This window comes from Pseudomonas sp. UBA4194 (assembly GCF_002379585.1).
Taxonomy (GTDB): Bacteria; Pseudomonadota; Gammaproteobacteria; order Pseudomonadales; family Pseudomonadaceae; genus Aquipseudomonas.
Genome location: NZ_DFUE01000077.1, coordinates 1 through 19,222, shown reverse-complemented (window position 1 = coordinate 19,222; position 19,222 = coordinate 1). Strand labels below are relative to the sequence as shown.

Sequence of the window (19,222 nt, the reverse complement as noted above, 5' to 3'; positions counted from 1 at the left end):
CCGCTCGTCGGCCCAGCCTCGACAAAAGGAATTCGCTGCGTTTTCCGCTCTCCTAACATGAGTGTGGAAGCAGCCGAATTACGGCCATTTTCCCCAATCAATTCAAGTAGACACAAGGATTTGGCAATGACCGACTCGCCGCACATCAACGGCGCTTCCAAGGGAGCGAACCTGGTTCTGGTCGTGGAGGACGAAGCGCTGATTCGCGAGTTCGTCTGTGAACTGCTGGTCGAGGAAGGCTGGAAGACTGAGGGTGTGGAGTCCGCGGATCACGCGCTGGTTTTTCTCAAGCAACGCTCCAACGAAGTGGGTCTGCTGCTGACCGACATCCTCATGCCAGGCAGCATGAACGGCGCAGGGCTGGCCAATTTCGCGGCCAAGACCTGGCCGGAGATTCCCATCATGATCATGTCCGGGCATGAAACCCCGGAAAGTTCCGGCGTGGAAATTCCGGTCAGCTTCATTCGCAAACCCTGGACAATGGGCCAGTTGCTCGACGGCGTCGAGAAAGCCCTGGCCACAGTGCCGCGCAGCGTCAGCTAGGGCAGCCGCCCGTCCCCCGAGCCCAGTTGCGAGCGGTCGCGGCGATCTGTTTCGCCAGTGTGTCGATCACTCGCTGGTGGGCCACTACCAGACTGCTCAAATCCGGCCCCGACGCCTCACGAATCTGACTGGCGCAGGTCAGCGTCTGGCGAGGCTGTCCTGCGGTGCGCAAGCCCAGGCTCCACACCACATCCACCAAGGCATATTGCCCCGGCAGCGAGTCGAAGCGCCGGACGTCTGTCTGCACGGACAGAACCGGGCGCTGCGTATCCTTTGGCAAGCCTGCCAGATCGCGGGTGCCCAATTGGCGCTCGAGGCGGTCGGTCAGCGCATCGTGGAATTCATCGGCCAGCGGCGCACTCCAGCGATCATTCTCCAGAATCGCCAGATTGCCGCGATCCTGGCGCACCACCAATTGTGGCTGGTCCACCTGCACTGGCATGCGCACCGCCAGCATCTCGAACTGGAACGGTGCGTTCACCGACTGCGCTGGCGCCGACGGCGCCGTGTCCTGCAAGGTGTAATAGTGGGTGACCGGCGAGCTGCAGGCACTCAGGCCCAGGCTCACGGCCAACATCAGGGTGCGTTTGATCATGGTTGAACTTCCGGTTCGATTTCACGTGAGGTATTGCCCGGCGCCTTGTAGGCATCCGGCTCGCCCTGTTTGGTGCGGCCGCGGATGAGCGCTTCCGGATTGCGGCTGAGGAAGTCGGTCAGCACCCGAACCGAGCGGGCGGTGCGCTGAATTTCGTCCATTGCCTGACCCAACTGCTGCCGTTCTGGCGAGTCTTCGGAAAAGCTCGAATTGGCCGTGCTCAAGGTTTTCTGCGTCTGCTGCAAGGTGCCGCGCATCTGTGGCAGCACCTCGTTGTTGACCTGATGCAGGGTCTTCTGCATTTCGCTCAGGCTGCCATTGAGGTTGTTGGCGATTTCTTCCAGGGGCAACTTGCTGACCTTGTCCACCACGCCCTGCAACTGCTCCTGGACCTTGTCCAGGCTGCCCGGCATGGTCGGTACCCGCAGCGGCCGTGCGGCAACATCGAAGGTGACCGGTGGCGCGTTCGGCACGAAGCTCATGGAAATGTACAGCTGACCGGTGAGCAAGTTGGCGCTCCTGGCCTGGGCACGCAGGCCCTGTTTGACGAACGCAGCCATCAATCGCGCCGTGCGCTCATCGTCTTCGCCACCCATTCGTGCCAGCAGCTTTTCGTGAGCCTTGCCCAGGCGGTCCGGATAGATCACCGCGCCGACCACGCTGGGGAAGCTCTGGGTCTTGGGGTCATAGTCCAGGTTGACCGAAACCACTCGGCCGATATTCACACCCAGGAACTCCACCGGCGCACCCACCGCCAATCCGCGCAGTGCCTGGTTGAAGCTCATGCTGATGTAGCGCGGCTCGCCATCGGGTGGCGCGAGCGCGGTTTCCTGATCCTCGAACAGGTTGAACTTGGCTCGTTCGGTCGCCGGGGTAGCGTTGGGGCTGTACTTGGGTTCAACGAAGGCTACGCCGCCGGCCAGGATGGTCGACAGCGATTCGGTGTTGACCTTCAGGCCGTTGGCGCCCACGGTCAGGTCCACACCGCTGGCGTTCCAGAAGCGGGTGTCGGTGGTGACGTACTTGTCATTGGGCGCATGCACGAAAATTTCCACGTCCACGCCTTTGCCGTCCTCGGCCAGCTGGAAAGACACCACCTGGCCGACTTCGATGCGGCGGTAGTAGACCGGGGAGCCGATATCCAGCGAACCCAGATCGTCGGTGTGCAGGGTAAAGCGCTTGCCTTGTTCGCCATAGGTGATCGGCGGCGGTGTCTCCAGGCCGACGAATTCGCGCTTGCGTGGCTCGGCGCTACCTGCGTCGGCACCGATGAAGGCGCCGGACAGCAGGGTGTCGACCCCGGAAATGCCATTGGCGCCGATGCGCGGGCGCACTACCCAGAATACCGAGTCTTCGGCCGTGAACCCTTCGGCAGATTTGTTCAGCTCGACCGTGGCCACCACGTGGCTGCGGTCGTCGCTCAAGGCGATGGCTGTTACCTGGCCGATAACCACGTTCTTGTACTTGACCTGGGTCTTGTTGGCTTCCAGGCCCATTGCGGTCTGGAAGCTGATCTCGATCTTGGGCCCGGCATTGAGGCCGTTGTTGATCAGCATCGTGAGCCCTATCAGGGCGGCGACAAAGGGCACGATCCACACCAGCGACACACTGAAGCGGCGCGTCTTGACCTCGGGCCGAGCACTCGGGGGCACCGCGTTGGAACCTGGACGATCAGACATCTTCAACCTCTACATCCCAGATAAGCCGGGGATCGAAACTCATGGCAGCGAACATGGTAAGCACCACCACCAGACCAAAAAACACGATGCCCATCAACGGATCGATGGAGCTCAGGGAACGGAACTGCACCAGCGAGGCCACCAGCGCCACCACCAGCACATCGAGCATCGACCAGTAGCCGATCAACTCGATGAAGCGGTAAAGCCGAGCCCGCTCGCGCATGGCCCAGCGGCTCTTGCGCTGGCAGGTCACCAGCAGCATGGCCAGGATCAGGAATTTCATGCACGGCACCACCACGCTGGCAAAGAAGATCAGCGCGGCGATGTCCCATGAGCCGCCGTGCCAGAACTCGATCACACCGCTCATGATGGTGTTGTCGCTGGCGTTGCCGAACATGTTGGTGCGCATTACGGGCAACAGGTTAGCCGGTATATAGAAGATCAGCCCGGCCAGCAGCAGCGCCCAGGTGCGGGCAATGCTGTTGGGCTTGCGCGCATGCACCTTGGCATCGCAGCGGGGGCAATGGTGTTCATGGCTTTGGCAGATCTGGCCACAGGTGTGGCACAGCATCAGGTCCAGATCACGGGCATAGGCCGGCGTGGTCATTTGATCTGGCCCTCCAGGTCATCCCAGAGGCGGCGGATGTCCTTGCCGGAAATCAGAATCAGCAGCACGGTGAGCATGGCCAGAGCCCACAGGCCGACGCCGGGGTGCACATCGAGCATGCCGGCGAGCTTGACGATGGCCACCAGGATACCCAGCAGACACACTTCCAGCATGCTCCAGGGGCGCAGATGCTCCAGCGCCCGCATGCAGGCCTTGAACCCAGGTGCCGCACGCCCGGCGGTGGCAAAGCCGAGCAGCCAGCAGAGCAGGGTGATCTGCAGCAGCGGCGCGAGAATGATGGTCAGTCCGGTGACCGCAGCCATGGGCGTGATCCGGCCCTGGGCCAGGGCCTCGACCGAGGCCCACAGGGTGGCCTGGTTGCTCAGGCCTTCCATGCTGATGCTGATGACCGGGAAGGCATTGGCCAGGATGAACAGCATGGCTGCGGTCAGCGCCAGGGCGAACAGCGCCTGGATACTCATACGCTGGGCGCGCTCGAGCACCGCGCCGCAACGCGTGCATTGGGATTTCTGCCCGCGTGCCAGCGGGACCGACTCGAACATCGAGTCGCAGTGCTCGCAGATGATCCAGCGGGGGGTGGTATTCATTCGGCGTTGGGCATGGGCAAGTAGTAGGGAACCAGCATTATAGAGGCGCGCATTTCCCCAGATTTACCGGAGTCTGTCCAGTCCAGTGGCGCGGTGCCATGATTATCAGAGTCATGATAGTGGTCTGCGTTCCGTATGGCGATGCATTGGTGGTATGTCGGGGGGACCATTCACCGCAAATCCCGACCCCTACCAATCCCCCAAGGCATGACATCTGGAAATATCATCGTTTGTCGCCCCCACCCCCCGCCGCGATACTCCGATGAAACCCGCCACAGAGCACGCCCATGCCCCTGGATTACCGCTTCACGCCCGCCTTCGAAAACCCCACAGGCTCGGCCATCCGCGAGCTGTTCAAGTACCTGGCGCAGCCCGGCATGATCTCGTTCGCCGGCGGTTACCCGGCGGCGGCGTTCTTCGACCAGCAAGGGCTTCAGCAAGCCGCTGCCGAGGCGATCGGCCAGACCCCGCTGGACTGCCTGCAATACGGCGCCACCGAGGGCTTGCCGGCGTTGCGCGAGCAGCTGGCAGCGTTGATGGCGCGTCGCGGGGCAGCGGTGCATGTGGACGACCTGATCGTCACCACGGGTTCCCAGCAAGGTTTCGATTTGCTCCTCAAAGTGCTGCTGGCGCCGGGTGCCCAGGTGTTGGTAGAACGGCCTACCTATCCTGCCGCCCTGCAGGCCCTGCGCCTGGCGGGTGCCCAGGTGCTCAGCGCTGCCACCGATGCCGAAGGCTTGGACACACAGGCCTTGGCCGAGCAGTTGGCGGGGCGCCCATCGGGGTCGATTGCCTTGCTGTATTGCGTGCCCACCTTCGCCAACCCCACCGGCGCCTGCTTGCCGTTGGACCGTCGCCTGGCGTTGCTGCGCCTGGCGGTGCAGCACGATTTCCTGATCATCGAGGACGACCCCTATGGCGCGCTGCGCTTTGCCGGCCAGGATGTCCCCTCACTGCTGGCCCTTAGCGAGCAGGTCGACGGTGCGCAGGGCAGGGTGATTCATTTGTCCAGCCTGTCCAAGGTGTTGGCCCCTGGTCTGCGAGTGGGCTGGATGGTGGCGCCTGCGGCGATCCGTCAGCGCTGCCTGGTGGCCAAGCAGACGGTGGATTTATGCACCTCGCCCTGGACCCAGCGCATTGCCGCCAATTACCTGGCCAACGGTGCCCTGGAGCGGGCTTTGCCGAGTCTCGCTGCCGGGTACAAGGAGAAATGTGAACGCATGCTGGCCGGTTTGCGGCCCATGGCCGAATACCTTGAAGTCAGTGCACCGGCCGGTGGCATGTTCATCTGGGGACGCTGCCGCAATGGGCTGGATGCCAAGGCGTTGTTGCCCAAGGCCATCGCACAGAACGTACTGTTCGTGCCCGGCGCGGCGTTCTACGGCGAACACCCTGACCCCAGCAGCATCCGCCTGTCCTTCGCCGCTCCAGGCCTTGCCGAAATCGACGAAGGCCTGACCCGCCTCCAACGCGCCGTAGCAGCGGCGTAAGCCGCGTCCACTTCCCCAGGTTCAATGCCCGCGTCCGAAACACCGCGCTCGGACGCGGCTCACGCCGCTGCCACGTTTAGAAGAACACTTTCAACAACAAACTGGCGGTGTTCTGATTGGTGTCGAAGAAGCGGGTATCTTTGATCCCGTACTTGTTCTCCCAGTAGTCATATTCAAAACCTACATACACCTGACGCGCGCTGTAATTCAGCGCCTTGCCCAGGTCGTACTTGATCTGCGGGTTGAAGTGCAGGTTGGCGTGGTAGCTGCCGTTCTTGTTCGAATCGTTGCCCACCACCCAATCGGCGAAACCATCGATGAGAATGTCGGAGTTGCCCACCGGGATCGTGTAAGACCACACCGGCGTGATCTGCCAGACGTTATCGCCGGCACGGCTGCCGTCAGTCTGACGGTTGTAGAAATTCAACTGGAAGTAATCGAAGCCGGGCACGTCCAGGTCGAAACCCGGGCCGATCAGGTACGACTCGTTATCGCCTTCACCAAACTCGTAGGTCATGGCCAGGAGCACATCCTTGATCGGGCCGAACTCGAACTTCTGGCCGAAGATCTTGCTCATCGACAGGCGCGGGCTGAACTCGCCGTAATAGGTGTTGTTGCCACTGGTGGCATCGGCTTTGCCGTTATAGAAAATCTTGTCGACGAACAGGAAGTTGTCGCCGTACTTCCACGAGTCCGCATGTTCGAAGGTAAAGGTCTGCTGGTGTTCGGGGTTGACCGCGAAGTCTTTGCCCACCAAATAGGTGAGGCTGTTGCTCTGCCACTGCAGCCAATCACCGTCGGCCATGGCTTGCCCTGCAACGAGTAGGCTGCCGGCCAGCGTCAGGCTCGAGAAAGTACGTTTCATTCATGTGCTCCCAGGTTCGATCTTCGTTCAGTAAGTTGATTGACGCTCTGTGATGGCGTCTCTTGTTGCTGTCCAATCGGTCAGCTTTATCAATGGCGCGCAAAGGCTTTAGCAAGAGCTGCGCCAGCTTTCTCGCACGCGATAAAAAACCTGTCCGAGCGGACAAATAAAGAGTGAACAGCGTTATAAGTGAGGCTTTTTATTGTCTGACTGATCAGTCAGGGCGCGCATTGTAGTGTGAGAGTGCGCCAAGTGGGAGCGGTAGTGCATGGCAGTGCTCCATGGTTGTGATCTGCACTACCCCAATTCCGATCCTGTGGGAGCGGGCTCTGCCCGCGATGCAAGCGACGCGGTGTATCAGACTGACCGCGGTGCATCCATCGCGGGTAGAACCCGCTCCCACAGAAGCGGGATTCCACGGGAAGTCCCTGCATCAACCATGTGCTGCCTTGGTCATGGCCTCGCGTCCGGCGCCGCCGAGCACATTGAACAGCAGGTTCAACAGCACCGCGCTCAACGTGGCCATGGCAATACCGCTGTGGGTGATCGGCCCCATCCAGGCGGGCAGATGGGCGAAGAATTCCGGCCTTACCACCGGAATCAGACCCATGCCGATGCTCACCGCCACCAGCAGCTGATTGCGCCGGTCGCCGATGTCGGCTTCCTGAAGGATCTTGATTCCGGTTGCCGCCACCATGCCAAACATCGCAATGGCCGCGCCGCCCAGCACCGCCGGCGGGATCGAGGCCACCAGAAACGCCGCCTTGGGCACCAGGCTCAAGGCGATCAGGAATCCACCGGCCACCACCGTTACATAGCGGCAACGCACGCCCGTCATCTGCACCAGCCCAATGTTCTGCGCAAAAGAAGAGTGGGTGAAGGTGTTAAGAAAACCCGCCACGAACGAGGCCGCGGCATCGCAGAACAGACCGCGGCGCAGCATGCCCGGGGTGACGTCGCGGTCGGTGATCTTGCCCAGCGCCAGGAACATCCCGGTGGACTCGACGAAAATGATCACCACCACCAGGCACATCGACAGGACCGGGGCCAGGCTGAACGTCGGCATACCGAAATGAAGCGGCGTGACCACCTGCAGCCAGGGTGCGGCGGCCATGCCACTGAGATCGACCATGCCGATGCATCCGGCCAGTACGTAGCCCAGGCCCATGCCGATCAGCACCGAGACATTGACCCAGAAGCCGCGCATGAAGCGGTTCACCAGCAGGATGGTGGCCAGCACCAGTCCGGCCACCACCAGGTACACCGGCGAGCCGAATTGGCCAGCGGCGTTGCCACCTCCGGCCCAGTTCACCGCTACGGGGAACAGCGACAGGCCGATGGAGGTGATCACCGTGCCGGTGACCAGAGGCGGAAAAAAACGCACGACCTTGGACATGAACGGTGCGATCAGCATGCCGAAGAAACCGGCCGCAATGGTCGCGCCGAAAATCCCCGGCAAGCCCACGCCGTCCATGCCAGCCATTGCCACCATGCTGCCCACGGCGGCGAAACTGGCCCCCATCATCACCGGCATGCGGATGCCCAGCGCGCCGATGCCCAGCGACTGGACAATGGTGGCCACGCCGGCTACCAGCAGGTCGGCATTGATCAGGAAGGCGATCTCTTCGCGGGAGAGGCCGGCGGCCTGGCCGATGATCAGCGGCACCGCAATGGCGCCGCCGTACATCAGCAAGACGTGTTGCAGGCCGACCAATACCAGTTGCAGCGCGGGCAGGGCCTGGCGGGGTGGGGCGGGTGGAATGCGTGCAGGGTTGGACTCGGACATGCAACACCTCGGATCTTGTTGTTATTTTGCGTGTGTGTAGCGCTACAGCGATGCATCAGTCTTGCAGTGCCCCCTGTGGGAGCGGGTCTCCGCCCGCGATAGCCACACCGCGGTGTTTCAGCCAGACCGCGCCGCTGCCATCGCGGGCAGAGCCCGCTCCCACAAGGGGAATGCGGTGTATCTGCCGGATCGCGGTCCCATGTGGGAGCGGGTCTCTGCCGGATTGCGGTCCCCTGTGGGAGCGGGTCTCTGCCCGCGATAGCCTCACCGCGGTGCATCGGCCAGACCGCGGTTAGTGAGTCGGCGCTCCCTGGGCAATCCATTTGCCGATCATGTCGCGCTCCTCCTGGGTCATCTGGGTGATATTGCCCAGCGGCATGATCTGGCTCGCCACCGCCTGGGCCTGGATTCGCGCCGCCTGACTCTGGATCTGCTCGGCGGTATCGAACATCACCCCGGCCGGTGCCGTGCTGAACAACGGGCTGGTGGGTTTGGCGGAATGACACACCGAGCAGCGCTCCTGGATCACCACATGGACCTTCTCGAAATCCGCCCCAGCGGCCACGGCGGGAGCCGCCTCAGGCGCCGGCTTGACCGGCTCGGCGGCGCGTTCGGCCGCGGTCTTGCCACCCACCGCGGTAGCCGGCAACGGCTGATATTGCACCTGAGCCACATCCGGCCCCCGGTTGATGGGCGTAGGACCAGTCACATAGGCCAGGCAGATCATGCCCAAGGCACCAGCGGGCAGCGCCCAGGCGAAATTCCCCCCCGTGTGTCGCGTGTTGAAGTAATGCCGCACCAACACCGCCACCACCGCAATCCCGGCCAGGATCAGCCAGTTGTACTGGCTGCCATAGGTGCTGGGGAAGTGGTTGCTGATCATGATGAACAGCACCGGCAGGGTGAAGTAGTTGTTGTGCCGCGAGCGCAGCAGACCCTTGGCCGGCAGGGCAGGGTCGGGTGTGCGGTTTTCGGCGATAGCCGCCACCAGCGCGCGCTGCGCCGGCATGATGATGCGGAACACGTTGCCCACCATGATGGTACCGATCACAGCACCGGTATGCAGGTAAGCACCCCGACCGCTGAACACCTGAGTGAAACCGAAGCACGCGGCGATCACCAGCACGAACAGCACCAGGCCCAACAGGCCGGGACGCTTGCCCAGAGGTGAATCGCAGAGAAAGTCATAGATGAACCAGCCGGCGATCAGAGAACCGATCCCGATGGCCACGCCTTGCGGACCGCTCAGGCCGCTGCCTGGCGCCAACAGGTACAGGGTTGGATTGGAATAGAACACCACGCACAGCAGCACGACGCCCGACATCCAGGTCCAGTAGGCTTCCCATTTGAACCAATGCAGGTTGTCCGGCATGGTCGGAGGAGCCAGCTTGTATTTTTCCAAGTGATAGATCCCGCCGCCGTGAATGGCCCACAGGTCGCCACTCAAGCCATCGCGGGGGTTGGCCCGATTGAGGTTGTTCTCCAGCCAGACGAAATAGAAGGATGCGCCAATCCAGGCAATCCCGACGATCATATGAATCCAGCGCACGCCCAGATTCAGCCATTCGATCAGATGTGCTTCCACGATCTTTACCTCTAGTCGACCACCTTGGGCGGCGGCCAACGCTTTTCTTATTGGTGGGGGTCGAGGACCAGTCGCTCGTCCTCATCGAAAAAATGCTCGTCGCAGTTATTGCCACTGCCACTGCGATCAACCACCAGGAAGTCATCCCGCTTTTCGATCGTCAGCACCGGGTGGTGCCAAACGCCGCGATGGTAATTGACGCCCTGCCTGCCATTGCTGACAAAGGCGCGGACGAGGCCTGATACAGGTGCATCGCCAAGTGGCGCGACCACGATCAGAAAAGGGTTGCCCAGCAGCGGAATGAAAGCCTGGCTGCCGAGCGGATGGCGCTCGAGCATGCGCACAGTCAATGGCATGTCCAGCGCCTCGGCGCGGAAGATGCTGATGATCGCCTTGTCGTCTGGCGTGGCGGTTTCCACCTCGGCCAGCCGATGAAAGCGCATGGTCGAACCGTTGTTGATCATGAAGTGATCGCTGCCGTCGGTTTCGATCACGTCACCGAAGGGGGCGAAGGCTTCTTTGCTCAGGGGTTCGATCATCAGTGTGCGCATGGTGGGTCTTCTGTTGTGTGGTGAGTCAGGTGGATGTTTGCTGCCTGAAGGGGCGCCTTCGCGGCTGGACGCCGCTCCTGCAGGGGCGGGCAACGCCGCCGTCCCTGGGGAGCGGGTTCCGGCCGCGATGGCCGCACCCTATCTGGCCGCCTTGCCCAATACCCGCAGCCGGCTCACGCCACCGTCGGGGAACACGTTCAGGCGGATGTGGGTGATGGGCCCCAGCGCCTTGATCTGCTCCTGGAAACTGTGCTCCTGGTGCATTTCCAGTTTCTGGCTGGGTAACAGCTCGCGCCAGAACAGGCTCTGGGTTTCGATCTGACTGTCGGTGCCGCCCTTGACGAAGGCACCCTGGATCGAGCAGCTGTCGGGGTAGTTGCCCTTGAAGTGCAGGGTGTCGACGATCACCTGCTCGACCACGCCGGGGTGGCCCAGGGCGACGATCACCCAATCGTTGCCCGGCGTGCGGCGGCGGGCGGTTTCCCAGCCGTCGCCCATGTTCACGCCACGGCCGGGGTTGAGGATGTTGCTCATGCGGCCGAAGTGCTCGTCGGAGCACGCCAGCGCGCGACCCCCGTTGAGGGCCGCAGCCAGGTCGACCTGTTCGTTGTCGCCCACCGCCGACCAATCGCGGAACGGCACCCCGTATACCCGCAGGCGAGCTACGCCGCCGTCCGGATAGATGTTGAAGCGCAGGTGGCTGAAGGCCGTGTCATTGCTGATGGCGTGGTAGTGGTGGCTGTTGCCCTGCAATTCCACGGCGCTGAGCACTTCGACCCATTGAGTGGTCTCGGTCGGGTCGCCGCTGGCCACGAAGCAGGCTTCCAGCGAGGCCGAAGGCGGGTAGTTGCCGGTAAAGAACGAGGTGTCGATGTCCACGCCTTTGATCGAGCCCGGCACGCCCAGGCGGATCACCGCGCTGTCATAGCCTTCGAAGCGCTTGCGCCGCGATTCCCAGCCATCCATCCATTTGCCGTTGTCGTCGAACACGCCTTCCTTCCACACCGCAGGCGTAGGTTGGAACAGCCGGTTGACGTCGGCGAACCAATCGTCGGTCACCGAAACCGCCTGAGTGCCCAGGCGGGCGTCGGCCAGGTTGACGAACTTCTCAAAGGGAGCAGCGTACGCTTTCATGTGTTCATTCTCCTGTAGCAGCGGCGTCGGCCGCGTCAGCATTCAATAGGTAGCAACGGAACAGCCGCGGTATCTGCGGACGCGGCTTATGCCGCTGCTACGGTTTGCAGGCGGAATAGGGCGATCTTGTTGATTTCGGTCAGGGCGCATTGGAACTCGGTGTCCGCCGAATGGTGGATACGTGTTTCGAACGCCGCCAGGATCTGGTGCCGATTACTGCCCTTCACCGCCATGATGAAAGGAAACTTGAATTTGGCTTTGTAGGCATCGTTGAGCTCGGTGAAGCGCTGGAACTCTTCGGGGGTGCACTGGTTGATGCCGGCACCGGCCTGTTCTGCCGTGCTGGCCGCGGTCAGTTGACCCTGCACGGCGGCCTTGCCCGCGAGGTCCGGGTGAGCGTTGACCAGGGCCAGTTGGCGAGTGTGATCGGCGCTCAGCAGGATATCGCTCATACGCTGGTGCAGGGTCTCGACGTGGTCCAGCTCGTCGCCCTGGCCCAGGTCGTAGGCTTTTTCGGCGACCCATGGCGAATGTTCATAGATGTCGGCAAAGGCGGCGACAAACTCATCGCGGCTCAGGCTCGACGGCTTGAGGGATTGGAACGGGCTCATAGTGCTTGCTCAACCTTGTACGGGTGGGTTTGCTGCCAATGACGGGCGATGTCGACGCGACGGGTGAACCAGACCTGCTCATGGCCCTTGGCGTACTCGATGAAACGCTTGAGCGAGGCCAGCCGGCCAGGGCGGCCGATGAGGCGGCAATGCAGCCCGATCGAGAGCATTTTTGGCGCCTCGGCGCCTTCGGCATAGAGCACGTCGAAGGCGTCCTTGAGGTACTCGAAAAAGTCATCGCCCTTGTTGAAACCCTGCACCTGGGTGAAGCGCATGTCGTTGGTGTCCAGGGTATAGGGGATCACCAGATGCGGCTTGCCGGTGGGCGTATGCGGTTCCCAATAGGGCAGGTCGTCGTCGTAGGTGTCGCAGTCATAGAGAAAGCCACCTTCCTCCATCACCAACCGGCGGGTATTGGGCCCGGTACGCCCGGTGTACCAACCCAGCGGACGCTGGCCGGTGATTTCGGTGAGGATGCGGATCGCTTCGAGCATGTGCTCGCGCTCCTGGGCTTCATCCATGTACTGATAGTCGATCCAGCGATAGCCGTGGCTGCAGATCTCATGGCCGGCAGCGACCATGGCGCGGATCACGTCCGGGTGGCGCTGGGCAGCCATGGCGACGGCGAAGATGGTCAGCGGAATGTCGGCATCCTTGAACAGCTTCAGAATGCGCCATACACCGGCACGGCTGCCGTATTCGTACAGCGACTCCATGCTCATGTTGCGCTCGCCCTGCAACGGCTGGGCCGCCACCATCTCGGACAGAAAGGCCTCGGATTCCTTGTCGCCATGCAGGATATTGCGCTCGCCGCCTTCTTCGTAATTGAGCACGAAGGACAGGGCGATGCGGGCGTTCCCAGGCCAGTGCGGGTGAGGAGGGGTAGGGCCATAGCCGATCAGATCACGTGGGTAGTCAGCACTCACCGCAGTCTTCCTTTTGTGCGTGATGGGGTTGGCGTGACGCTCACCGAGAGGGGTGCGCCACGACGATGGATCGATTGTATACAACTTTTGCGACATTTTGTAAGCCCGATTTTCGGGAAATTTTTTGACGGGCTGTGGGGCGTCGCTGGCGGAATATTCGTGGCGAGGAATACCTGCTGAACCCCTGCAAAAAACCTGCCTGCCCGGTCAATTAGCAACGGTTCAACCTCGGCGTGGCAAGCATCATGTGGATTTCGGGGCTTTGGAGTTGTGATTGAATGACGAAGCTAACCCTGCAATAAAATTGTGTACAATTCTGCCGCGAAGTGTCTTAATAATTCCATCAAGGCCGCGCGACCTGCTCGAATCTGGTGCGCGACCCTTCAATTTCACATCAGCTATGAGGCGATCGCGCGCAATGGGACGTTTGACTACGCATGTACTGGATGCCGCCCACGGCTGCCCTGGCAGTGCCATTTCGGTGCAGCTGTATCGCGTGCAGGGTGAGCAACTGGAGCTGGTCGCCAGCGCGGTGACCAATAGCGACGGACGCTGCGACGCGCCGCTGTTGCAGGGTGAGGAATACGAGACGGGGGTGTACCAGTTGCAGTTCGCTGCCGGGGACTATTACCGCAGCCGGGGTCTGACCCTGCCCGATCAGGCGTTTCTGGACGTGGTGGTGTTGCGCTTCGGGATCGATGCCGCGCAGGAGCACTACCATGTACCTCTGCTGATTTCGCCGTACAGCTATTCGACTTACCGCGGGAGTTAAAGGTAGGTCGGCTGAACCTGTGATGCCTTTGCCCGCCCCACACTGCGGGCTTTTTTATGGGGGTAGGGTTTTGGATTTGTGGGGGATGGTCCCCTCACCCCAGCCCTCTCCCTGAGGGAGAGGGAGCCAAAAGCACACCGCGTACTGCCTTTAGCTCCCTCTCCCTAAGGGAGAGGGCTGGGGTGAGGGGACCATCCCCCACAAATCCCAATCCTGCCCAGAACCCCTAGAACCCCAAAACCCTAGCCCCCTACCTCAACCCCAATTTCTTGCGCATCGCCACCGTAATCCCCTGCCTGACCTTGAAAATATCCGCCCAGGGGTCATCATCCAACTCAGCCAACCGCTCGTGCACATTGCCGATATTCCACTGATCGGCGCCCTTGATCTGCGCCACTTCCTCACGAAACACCGGTACTGATACCGGCAAACCTTCCCGTGCTCTCACGGCATAGGCACAGGCCGTGGTCGCGCCCAGGCCATTGCGCAGGTAGTCGATGAAAATCTTGCCCACCCGATTCTTCGGCCCCGACACCGCCGAGAAGCGATCCGGCATCAGCTTGGCCATGTGATCGACGATCGCATGACTGAAATCCTTGACCTCATCCCAGCCCAGCTTGCGATTGAGTGGCACCACGATGTGCATGCCCTTGCCGCCACTGGTCTTGAGGAACGACTTCAGGCCCAGCTCATCGAGCAGCGTCAACGTCAGCTGCGTCGCCTCTACCATGCTTTTCCACGGCAGTGCCGGGTCTGGGTCCAGGTCCAGCACGAAACGGTCGGGGTGTTCGAAGTCCTTGGCGGTGGCGTTCCAGGTGTGCAGTTCCACCGTGCCCATCTGTACCGCGCCGAGCAATGCCTGGCCGTCATCGATCACCATGGCCGCCTGTCCGGCCTCGCTCTTGTCGAAAGTGACGATGTGCGGAATGGCCAGATGCCCCGCATTTTTCTGGAAAAACAGCTCCCCGGTGATCCCCTCCGGGGCACGCACCAGTGCGACCGGACGTTGCTTGAGGTGCGGCAGCAGCCATGGCGACACCCGACCGTAGTATTCGGCCAGCTGCATCTTGGTGGTGCCGCTCGCCGCGTCGATGACCCGCTCGGGGTGGGTAATGCGCACCTGGCCCACCAGATCGTCGGCATTGGCCTTGGGCGCGGCTTTTTTGGCTGCGGCGGTCTTGCGCACAGGTTTCTCCTCGGTAATCGCCTTGGCCGGTTTGTCGGCGCGCAAGCCATGGAAGACGGAATGGCGAACGGAGCCATCGCGGGTCATTTCCGCGTAAGCCACTTCCGCCAGCAGTTTCGGTTCGAGCCAGTGCACCCCACGAGCGTCTGCGCCCTTGGGCGGGTTGCTCACAGCACTGTTGGCGGTTTCCAGGGGTTGCAGCTGTTTGAGCAAGGTGCGCAGGGTGGCGTCGTTGAAGCCTGTACCGACCTTGCCCGCGTAGCGCAACTCGCCGCTGTCGGCATCGTGCAGGCCCAGCAACAATGCGCCAAAGGCACTGCGGCTGCCTTTGGGCTCGGTGTAGCCGACCACGACGAATTCCTGCCGGTGCTTGCACTTGAGCTTGATCCAGTCGCCGCTGCGCCGGGACACATAAGTGCTGCCCAGCCGTTTGCCGATCAGGCCTTCCATGTTCATCTGACAGGCGCTGTCGAGCAGCGAATCGGCCGCTTCGGCAAAATCATCGGAGTAACGCAGGCCCTCATCCTTGTTGCTCTTGAGCAACTGGGCCAGGGCTGCCCGGCGCTGTTCCAGGGGCACTTCGCGCAGGTCCATGCCGTTGAGAAAGGGCACGTCGAACAGGTAATACACCATCTCGCCACTGCGCTCGGCTTCGAAGGCATTCTGCAGCGCCTGGAAATCCGGCACGCCGTGTTCGTTGGCGACGATCACCTCGCCGTCCAGCCAGCCCGACTCAAGGCCCAGCGCAGCCAATGCCTTGGCTTGGCGCGGCATCTTGGCGGTCCAGTCGTGGCCGTTGCGGGTGAACAACTGGACCGTGTCGCCCTCGACTCGGGCCATCAGCCGATAGCCGTCGAACTTGATCTCGTAGCGCCATTCACCCTCGGGCGCTGACTCCACCAAAGTGGCCAGTTCCGGCTTGAGGCTGGCGGGCAGCTTGGCCGGCTTGGCCCCTTCGAGTTGCGTGGTCTTACTGGTCCGGCGGCGTTTCGCCGGTGCTTTTTCCACGGGCTTGGGAGTGCCCTTGGCGGCCTTCTTGCGCGGCAGCAGGGTGCGTTCGCTGAGCACGCTGTCGGGCTGATCTTCGAGAATGTCGTACTCGCCCTGTGGCCTGGCGGCGTCGTCCTTGGATTTGATCAGGAACCACTGCTCCTTCTTGCCTTGCAGATGGGTCTTGACCAAGTTCCAACTGCCGCCCAGCTTCTCGCCCTGCAGGGCAAACTTGAGCTTGCCCTTGGCGTACGCCTGTTGTGGATCGCCCTCGGGCACCCAGACGCCACGATCCCACACGATTACATCACCGGCGCCGTAGTGGCCGTCGGGAATGTTGCCCTCGAAGCTTGCGTAATCGAGTGGGTGATCTTCCACATGAATCGCCAGGCGCCGTGCCTTGGGGTCCAGTGAAGGCCCCTTGGGCACCGCCCAGCTTTTCATGGTGCCATCGAGCTCGAGGCGAAAGTCATAGTGCAAGTGGCTGGCATCGTGTTTCTGGATACAGAACTGCAGGCCACCGGCGGGTTTTTTTGCCCGCTTGCCCCGCGCCTTGGCGCCGGAGGGTTCCGGCGTGGCGTCAAAATTGCGCTTGCTGTTGTACTCGTCCAGGGCCTTGCTCATGGTGCACCTCGGGAAGCGCTAGCGCAGGCAGAACAACCCGACCTGTGGCGCCTCGCTGATCCATTGATGGCTGACGCGCCAGCCGGCCAGCGCCGCGAGTTCGGTAAAGGACTCCACGGTGAACTTGTGCGAATTCTCGGTGTGCAGGCGCTCGCCGGCCTGGAAGCCGAAGGTCCGTCCGGCCACTTCCACGGTCTGCTCGCGACGGCTGACCAGGTGCATTTCGATGCGCTCGAACTGCGGATTCCACACCGCCAAATGGTCAAAGGCGGTTTCGTCGAAGTCCGCGCCGAGCTCGCGATTCATGCGGGTCAGCAGATTCTTGTTGAACTGGGCGGTAACCCCGGAGGCGTCGTCATAAGCCGCCTCCAGCGTGTCGATCGACTTGACCATGTCTACGCCGATGATGAAGCAGCCATCGCGGCCCAGCAGGCCGTGCGCCGAGCGCAGGAATTCCACGGCTTGAGGGCGGGTAAAATTGCCGAGCGTGGAGCCCGGGAAGAACCCGACCCGTGGATGGCCCTTGGCGGCGGCCGGCAGGTGCAGTGCACGGGTGAAATCGTCCACCTGCGGCGCGATGCGCAACGTTGGATAACGCTCGCGCAGCTGGCTGGCGGCGCGCTCCAGGGCGTTGCTGCAGATATCGATGGGCACATAGAGGGCGATCTGCGGCACGGCATCGAGTAACAGCCGCACCTTGTCGCAGGCGCCGGCGCCAAATTCCACCAGCGCGGCACCGTCGGGGATGATCTCAGCGAGCTGCGGCGCGACCTCGGTGAGCAAGGCCGTCTCGGCGCGGGTGGGGTAGTACTCGGGCAGGGTGCAGATGTCCTCGAACAGCTTCGAACCCTGGCTGTCGTAGAAATATTTGGGCGACAGGGCCTTCGGGGTCGCCGAAAGGCCCGCGATCACATCACGGGCGAATTCGCCGTTGTCGCTGTCGGTAGCCCCTGGCTGGCCGGCGTCGCGCGCCAGGCGCAGGCCCGAGAACATCCAGCGGCAGGCCGGACCAAAGAAGTTGCGGTAGGTGTGGCGGCTGTGGCCGATGGGTGTGACGCTGGCCCCACCGCGCAGCACCATCTGGTTGATCATGAACTTGCCATTGTATTCGCCCACGGCGCTGGGTGCGGTCTTGAAGCCTGGGTAGCCGCTGTAGGCGCTCTGAGTCCATTGCCAGGCGACGTCATCGACCTGCTGCAGGCAACCGGCGCAGGCGGCCACTTCCCATTCCGCCTCGGTGGGCAGGCGTGCATCGGCCCACTGGGCGAAGGCCGCGGCTTCGTAATAACTGACGTGGGTGACCGGGGCATTGGGGTCGACCGGGTGCAGGCCGCGCAGACTGATTTCCTGCCAGCCGCCATCGCGGCCACGCTGCCAGTACAGCGGCGCCTGCCAGGCTTCGGCCTGGACGATGGCCCAGCCCTCGGACAGCCACAGGTTGGCCTGGCTATAGCCGCCGGCTTCGATGAACTCCAGCCACTGGCCGTTGGTGACCAGGCGATCGGCGATCTGGAACGGTTCCAGGTAAACCTTGTGACGCGGCCCTTCGTTATCGAAGGCAAAGCCGGCACCGCCATGGCCGATGTCCACCAGGCCGCCTTCCACGTCCACGAACTTGCCGCGACGGCCGCCCTTGTCCCGCGGCCATTGTGGATCGTAGGCCGGCTTCAGGGCGGACAGGCTGAACAGGTGCAGAATGTCCATCAACAGCAGTTCCTGATGCTGCTGCTCATGGGACAGACCCAGTTCAATGAGCGCCTGGGTGTCGTCATCCAGGTCCTGGGCGAGCAGTTGTTGCATGTGCTGGTCGACATAGGCCCGGTAGGCCAGTACTTGATCCAGCGCCGGGCGGGTCATCAGGCCACGCTGCGGGCGCGGCTGGCGCGGGCCGACGGCTTCGTAATAGGAGTTGAAGAGGTAGCAGAAAGTCGGGTCGAACGGGCGATAGTCCGCGACTTGCTCGGCCAGCAGAAAGGTCTCGAAGAACCAGCTGGTGTGCGCCAGGTGCCATTTTCCCGGGCTGGCATCGGGCATCGATTGCGCGCCCAGGTCTTCGGGGCTCAGCGGGCTGGCCAGGTGCGCACTGTGCTGACGAACCTCGCGGTAGCGCTGCAATAGGTCATGGGCCTGGCTGACCGGCAGTGTTTGCTGGGAAAGGCTGTTCATCAAAAGGCTGCTCCGACGGCTCCGTCGCTGGCGACGATGGGAAACGAGGGTGGAAGCGCTGACATGTCCCGGGTGTAAGGCCCAGGCTGTCGGGTTGTGTCACTTCCAACGGGACCGGCGGCTGGGGTTCAGAGCGCGGGTCTAGAAGGTGTGACTGTACGAGGAGGGCGGGGTTCGGAGATTTTTGCCGGATGTTGCTTGAGTGGTGGGGTGGGGCGGGAGTTATGGGGTGAATGGTCCCCTCACCCCAGCCCTCTCCCTGGGGGAGAGGGAGCCGTTCGGGGGTGTGGCTTATATCGCTTGGTTGCTTTAACCCTTTACCGCCTTCTTGCCCATCAACAGATGCGAAAACACTGCGTGCAGGTCATCCGAGGCGCTCTCTTCGTCCAGGTTGAGCTTGCTGTCGATGTGATCCATGTGATGCATCATCAAATTCACCGCCAGCACGGCGTCCTGGGCTTCGATCGCATCAATCAGCTGGGTGTGTTCGTCGTAGGAGCAATG

At 62.2% G+C, this 19,222-nt stretch carries 16 protein-coding genes and 1 pseudogene; 3 read left to right on the top strand and 14 right to left on the bottom strand.

Annotated elements, in window-relative coordinates; genetic code table 11:
• Nucleotides 1-126: 126 nt before the first annotated feature.
• Complete coding sequence (locus B3397_RS19005) at nucleotides 127-543, top strand: response regulator (RefSeq protein ID WP_296253095.1); 417 nt, start codon at nucleotides 127-129, stop codon at nucleotides 541-543.
• Here the strand turns inward: B3397_RS19005 and B3397_RS19000 are convergent.
• Genes B3397_RS19000 through B3397_RS18985 form a run of 4 tightly spaced genes read right to left on the bottom strand, consistent with a single transcriptional unit; the run spans nucleotide 536 to nucleotide 4,032 of the window.
• Nucleotides 536-1,138: a PqiC family protein gene (locus B3397_RS19000; protein ID WP_296253094.1), complete on the bottom strand. Its 603-nt coding sequence runs from the start codon at nucleotides 1,136-1,138 to the stop codon at nucleotides 536-538. The genes B3397_RS19005 and B3397_RS19000 overlap by 8 nt on opposite strands.
• Entirely contained in the window at nucleotides 1,135-2,817 is a 1,683-nt protein-coding gene (locus B3397_RS18995) for an intermembrane transport protein PqiB (protein ID WP_296253091.1), read from the bottom strand. Before B3397_RS18995 ends, B3397_RS19000 begins: the two co-directional genes overlap by 4 nt.
• Nucleotides 2,810-3,424, bottom strand: a complete 615-nt coding sequence (locus B3397_RS18990) for a paraquat-inducible protein A (RefSeq protein WP_296253089.1) — start codon at nucleotides 3,422-3,424, stop codon at nucleotides 2,810-2,812. The genes B3397_RS18995 and B3397_RS18990 overlap by 8 nt, the downstream gene beginning before the upstream one ends.
• Nucleotides 3,421-4,032 carry a paraquat-inducible protein A gene (locus B3397_RS18985; RefSeq protein ID WP_296253088.1) on the bottom strand — a complete coding sequence of 204 codons (612 nt, stop codon included), beginning with the start codon at nucleotides 4,030-4,032 and terminating at the stop codon, nucleotides 3,421-3,423. Before B3397_RS18985 ends, B3397_RS18990 begins: the two co-directional genes overlap by 4 nt.
• Before the next feature lie 287 nt (nucleotides 4,033-4,319).
• On the opposite strand from B3397_RS18985, the gene B3397_RS18980 reads away from it, so the two are divergent.
• The gene (locus B3397_RS18980) at nucleotides 4,320-5,522 is read left to right on the top strand and encodes a PLP-dependent aminotransferase family protein (protein WP_296253086.1); all 1,203 of its coding nucleotides are present in this window, start codon (nucleotides 4,320-4,322) and stop codon (nucleotides 5,520-5,522) included.
• A gap of 76 nt (nucleotides 5,523-5,598) precedes the next feature.
• Here the strand turns inward: B3397_RS18980 and B3397_RS18975 are convergent, their stop codons facing one another.
• The 7 genes from B3397_RS18975 to puuE all read right to left on the bottom strand — a co-directional run bounded on the left by B3397_RS18975 (nucleotide 5,599) and on the right by puuE (nucleotide 12,980).
• Nucleotides 5,599-6,387: an outer membrane protein OmpK gene (locus B3397_RS18975; protein ID WP_296253084.1), complete on the bottom strand. Its 789-nt coding sequence runs from the start codon at nucleotides 6,385-6,387 to the stop codon at nucleotides 5,599-5,601.
• Nucleotides 6,388-6,820: 433 nt separating this feature from the next.
• A complete protein-coding gene (locus B3397_RS18970) occupies nucleotides 6,821-8,173 on the bottom strand; it encodes a nucleobase:cation symporter-2 family protein (RefSeq protein WP_296253082.1) in 1,353 nt (450 codons plus the stop codon).
• A 292-nt stretch (nucleotides 8,174-8,465) separates the two neighbouring features.
• Complete coding sequence (locus B3397_RS18965) at nucleotides 8,466-9,758, bottom strand: urate hydroxylase PuuD (RefSeq protein ID WP_296253080.1); 1,293 nt, start codon at nucleotides 9,756-9,758, stop codon at nucleotides 8,466-8,468.
• A gap of 47 nt (nucleotides 9,759-9,805) precedes the next feature.
• Nucleotides 9,806-10,309, bottom strand: a complete 504-nt coding sequence (locus B3397_RS18960) for an ureidoglycolate lyase (protein WP_296253078.1) — start codon at nucleotides 10,307-10,309, stop codon at nucleotides 9,806-9,808.
• Nucleotides 10,310-10,447: 138 nt separating this feature from the next.
• Nucleotides 10,448-11,443, bottom strand: coding sequence for an allantoicase (gene alc, locus B3397_RS18955; RefSeq protein WP_296253076.1), 996 nt, complete (start codon nucleotides 11,441-11,443; stop codon nucleotides 10,448-10,450).
• An 86-nt stretch (nucleotides 11,444-11,529) separates the two neighbouring features.
• Nucleotides 11,530-12,054, bottom strand: coding sequence for a 2-oxo-4-hydroxy-4-carboxy-5-ureidoimidazoline decarboxylase (gene uraD / locus B3397_RS18950; protein WP_296253074.1), 525 nt, complete (start codon nucleotides 12,052-12,054; stop codon nucleotides 11,530-11,532).
• Nucleotides 12,051-12,980: an allantoinase PuuE gene (gene puuE, locus B3397_RS18945; protein WP_296253073.1), complete on the bottom strand. Its 930-nt coding sequence runs from the start codon at nucleotides 12,978-12,980 to the stop codon at nucleotides 12,051-12,053. The genes uraD and puuE overlap by 4 nt, the downstream gene beginning before the upstream one ends.
• A gap of 418 nt (nucleotides 12,981-13,398) precedes the next feature.
• Between puuE and uraH the strand changes: the two genes are divergently transcribed.
• Entirely contained in the window at nucleotides 13,399-13,752 is a 354-nt protein-coding gene (uraH, locus tag B3397_RS18940) for a hydroxyisourate hydrolase (protein ID WP_296253071.1), read from the top strand.
• 250 nt (nucleotides 13,753-14,002) lie between these two features.
• On the opposite strand, the gene ligD is transcribed toward uraH, so the two are convergent.
• The 3 genes and pseudogenes from ligD to B3397_RS18925 form a co-directional block, all read right to left on the bottom strand.
• Nucleotides 14,003-16,552 carry a DNA ligase D gene (ligD, locus tag B3397_RS18935; RefSeq protein WP_296253069.1) on the bottom strand — a complete coding sequence of 850 codons (2,550 nt, stop codon included), beginning with the start codon at nucleotides 16,550-16,552 and terminating at the stop codon, nucleotides 14,003-14,005.
• Between the two features lie 18 nt (nucleotides 16,553-16,570).
• Nucleotides 16,571-18,718 (bottom strand): ergothioneine biosynthesis protein EgtB, encoded by a 2,148-nt coding sequence (gene egtB, locus B3397_RS18930; protein ID WP_296253066.1) that lies wholly within the window; start codon nucleotides 18,716-18,718, stop codon nucleotides 16,571-16,573.
• Between the two features lie 309 nt (nucleotides 18,719-19,027).
• Nucleotides 19,028-19,222: pseudogene (locus B3397_RS18925) on the bottom strand (GntR family transcriptional regulator); the annotation flags it as partial.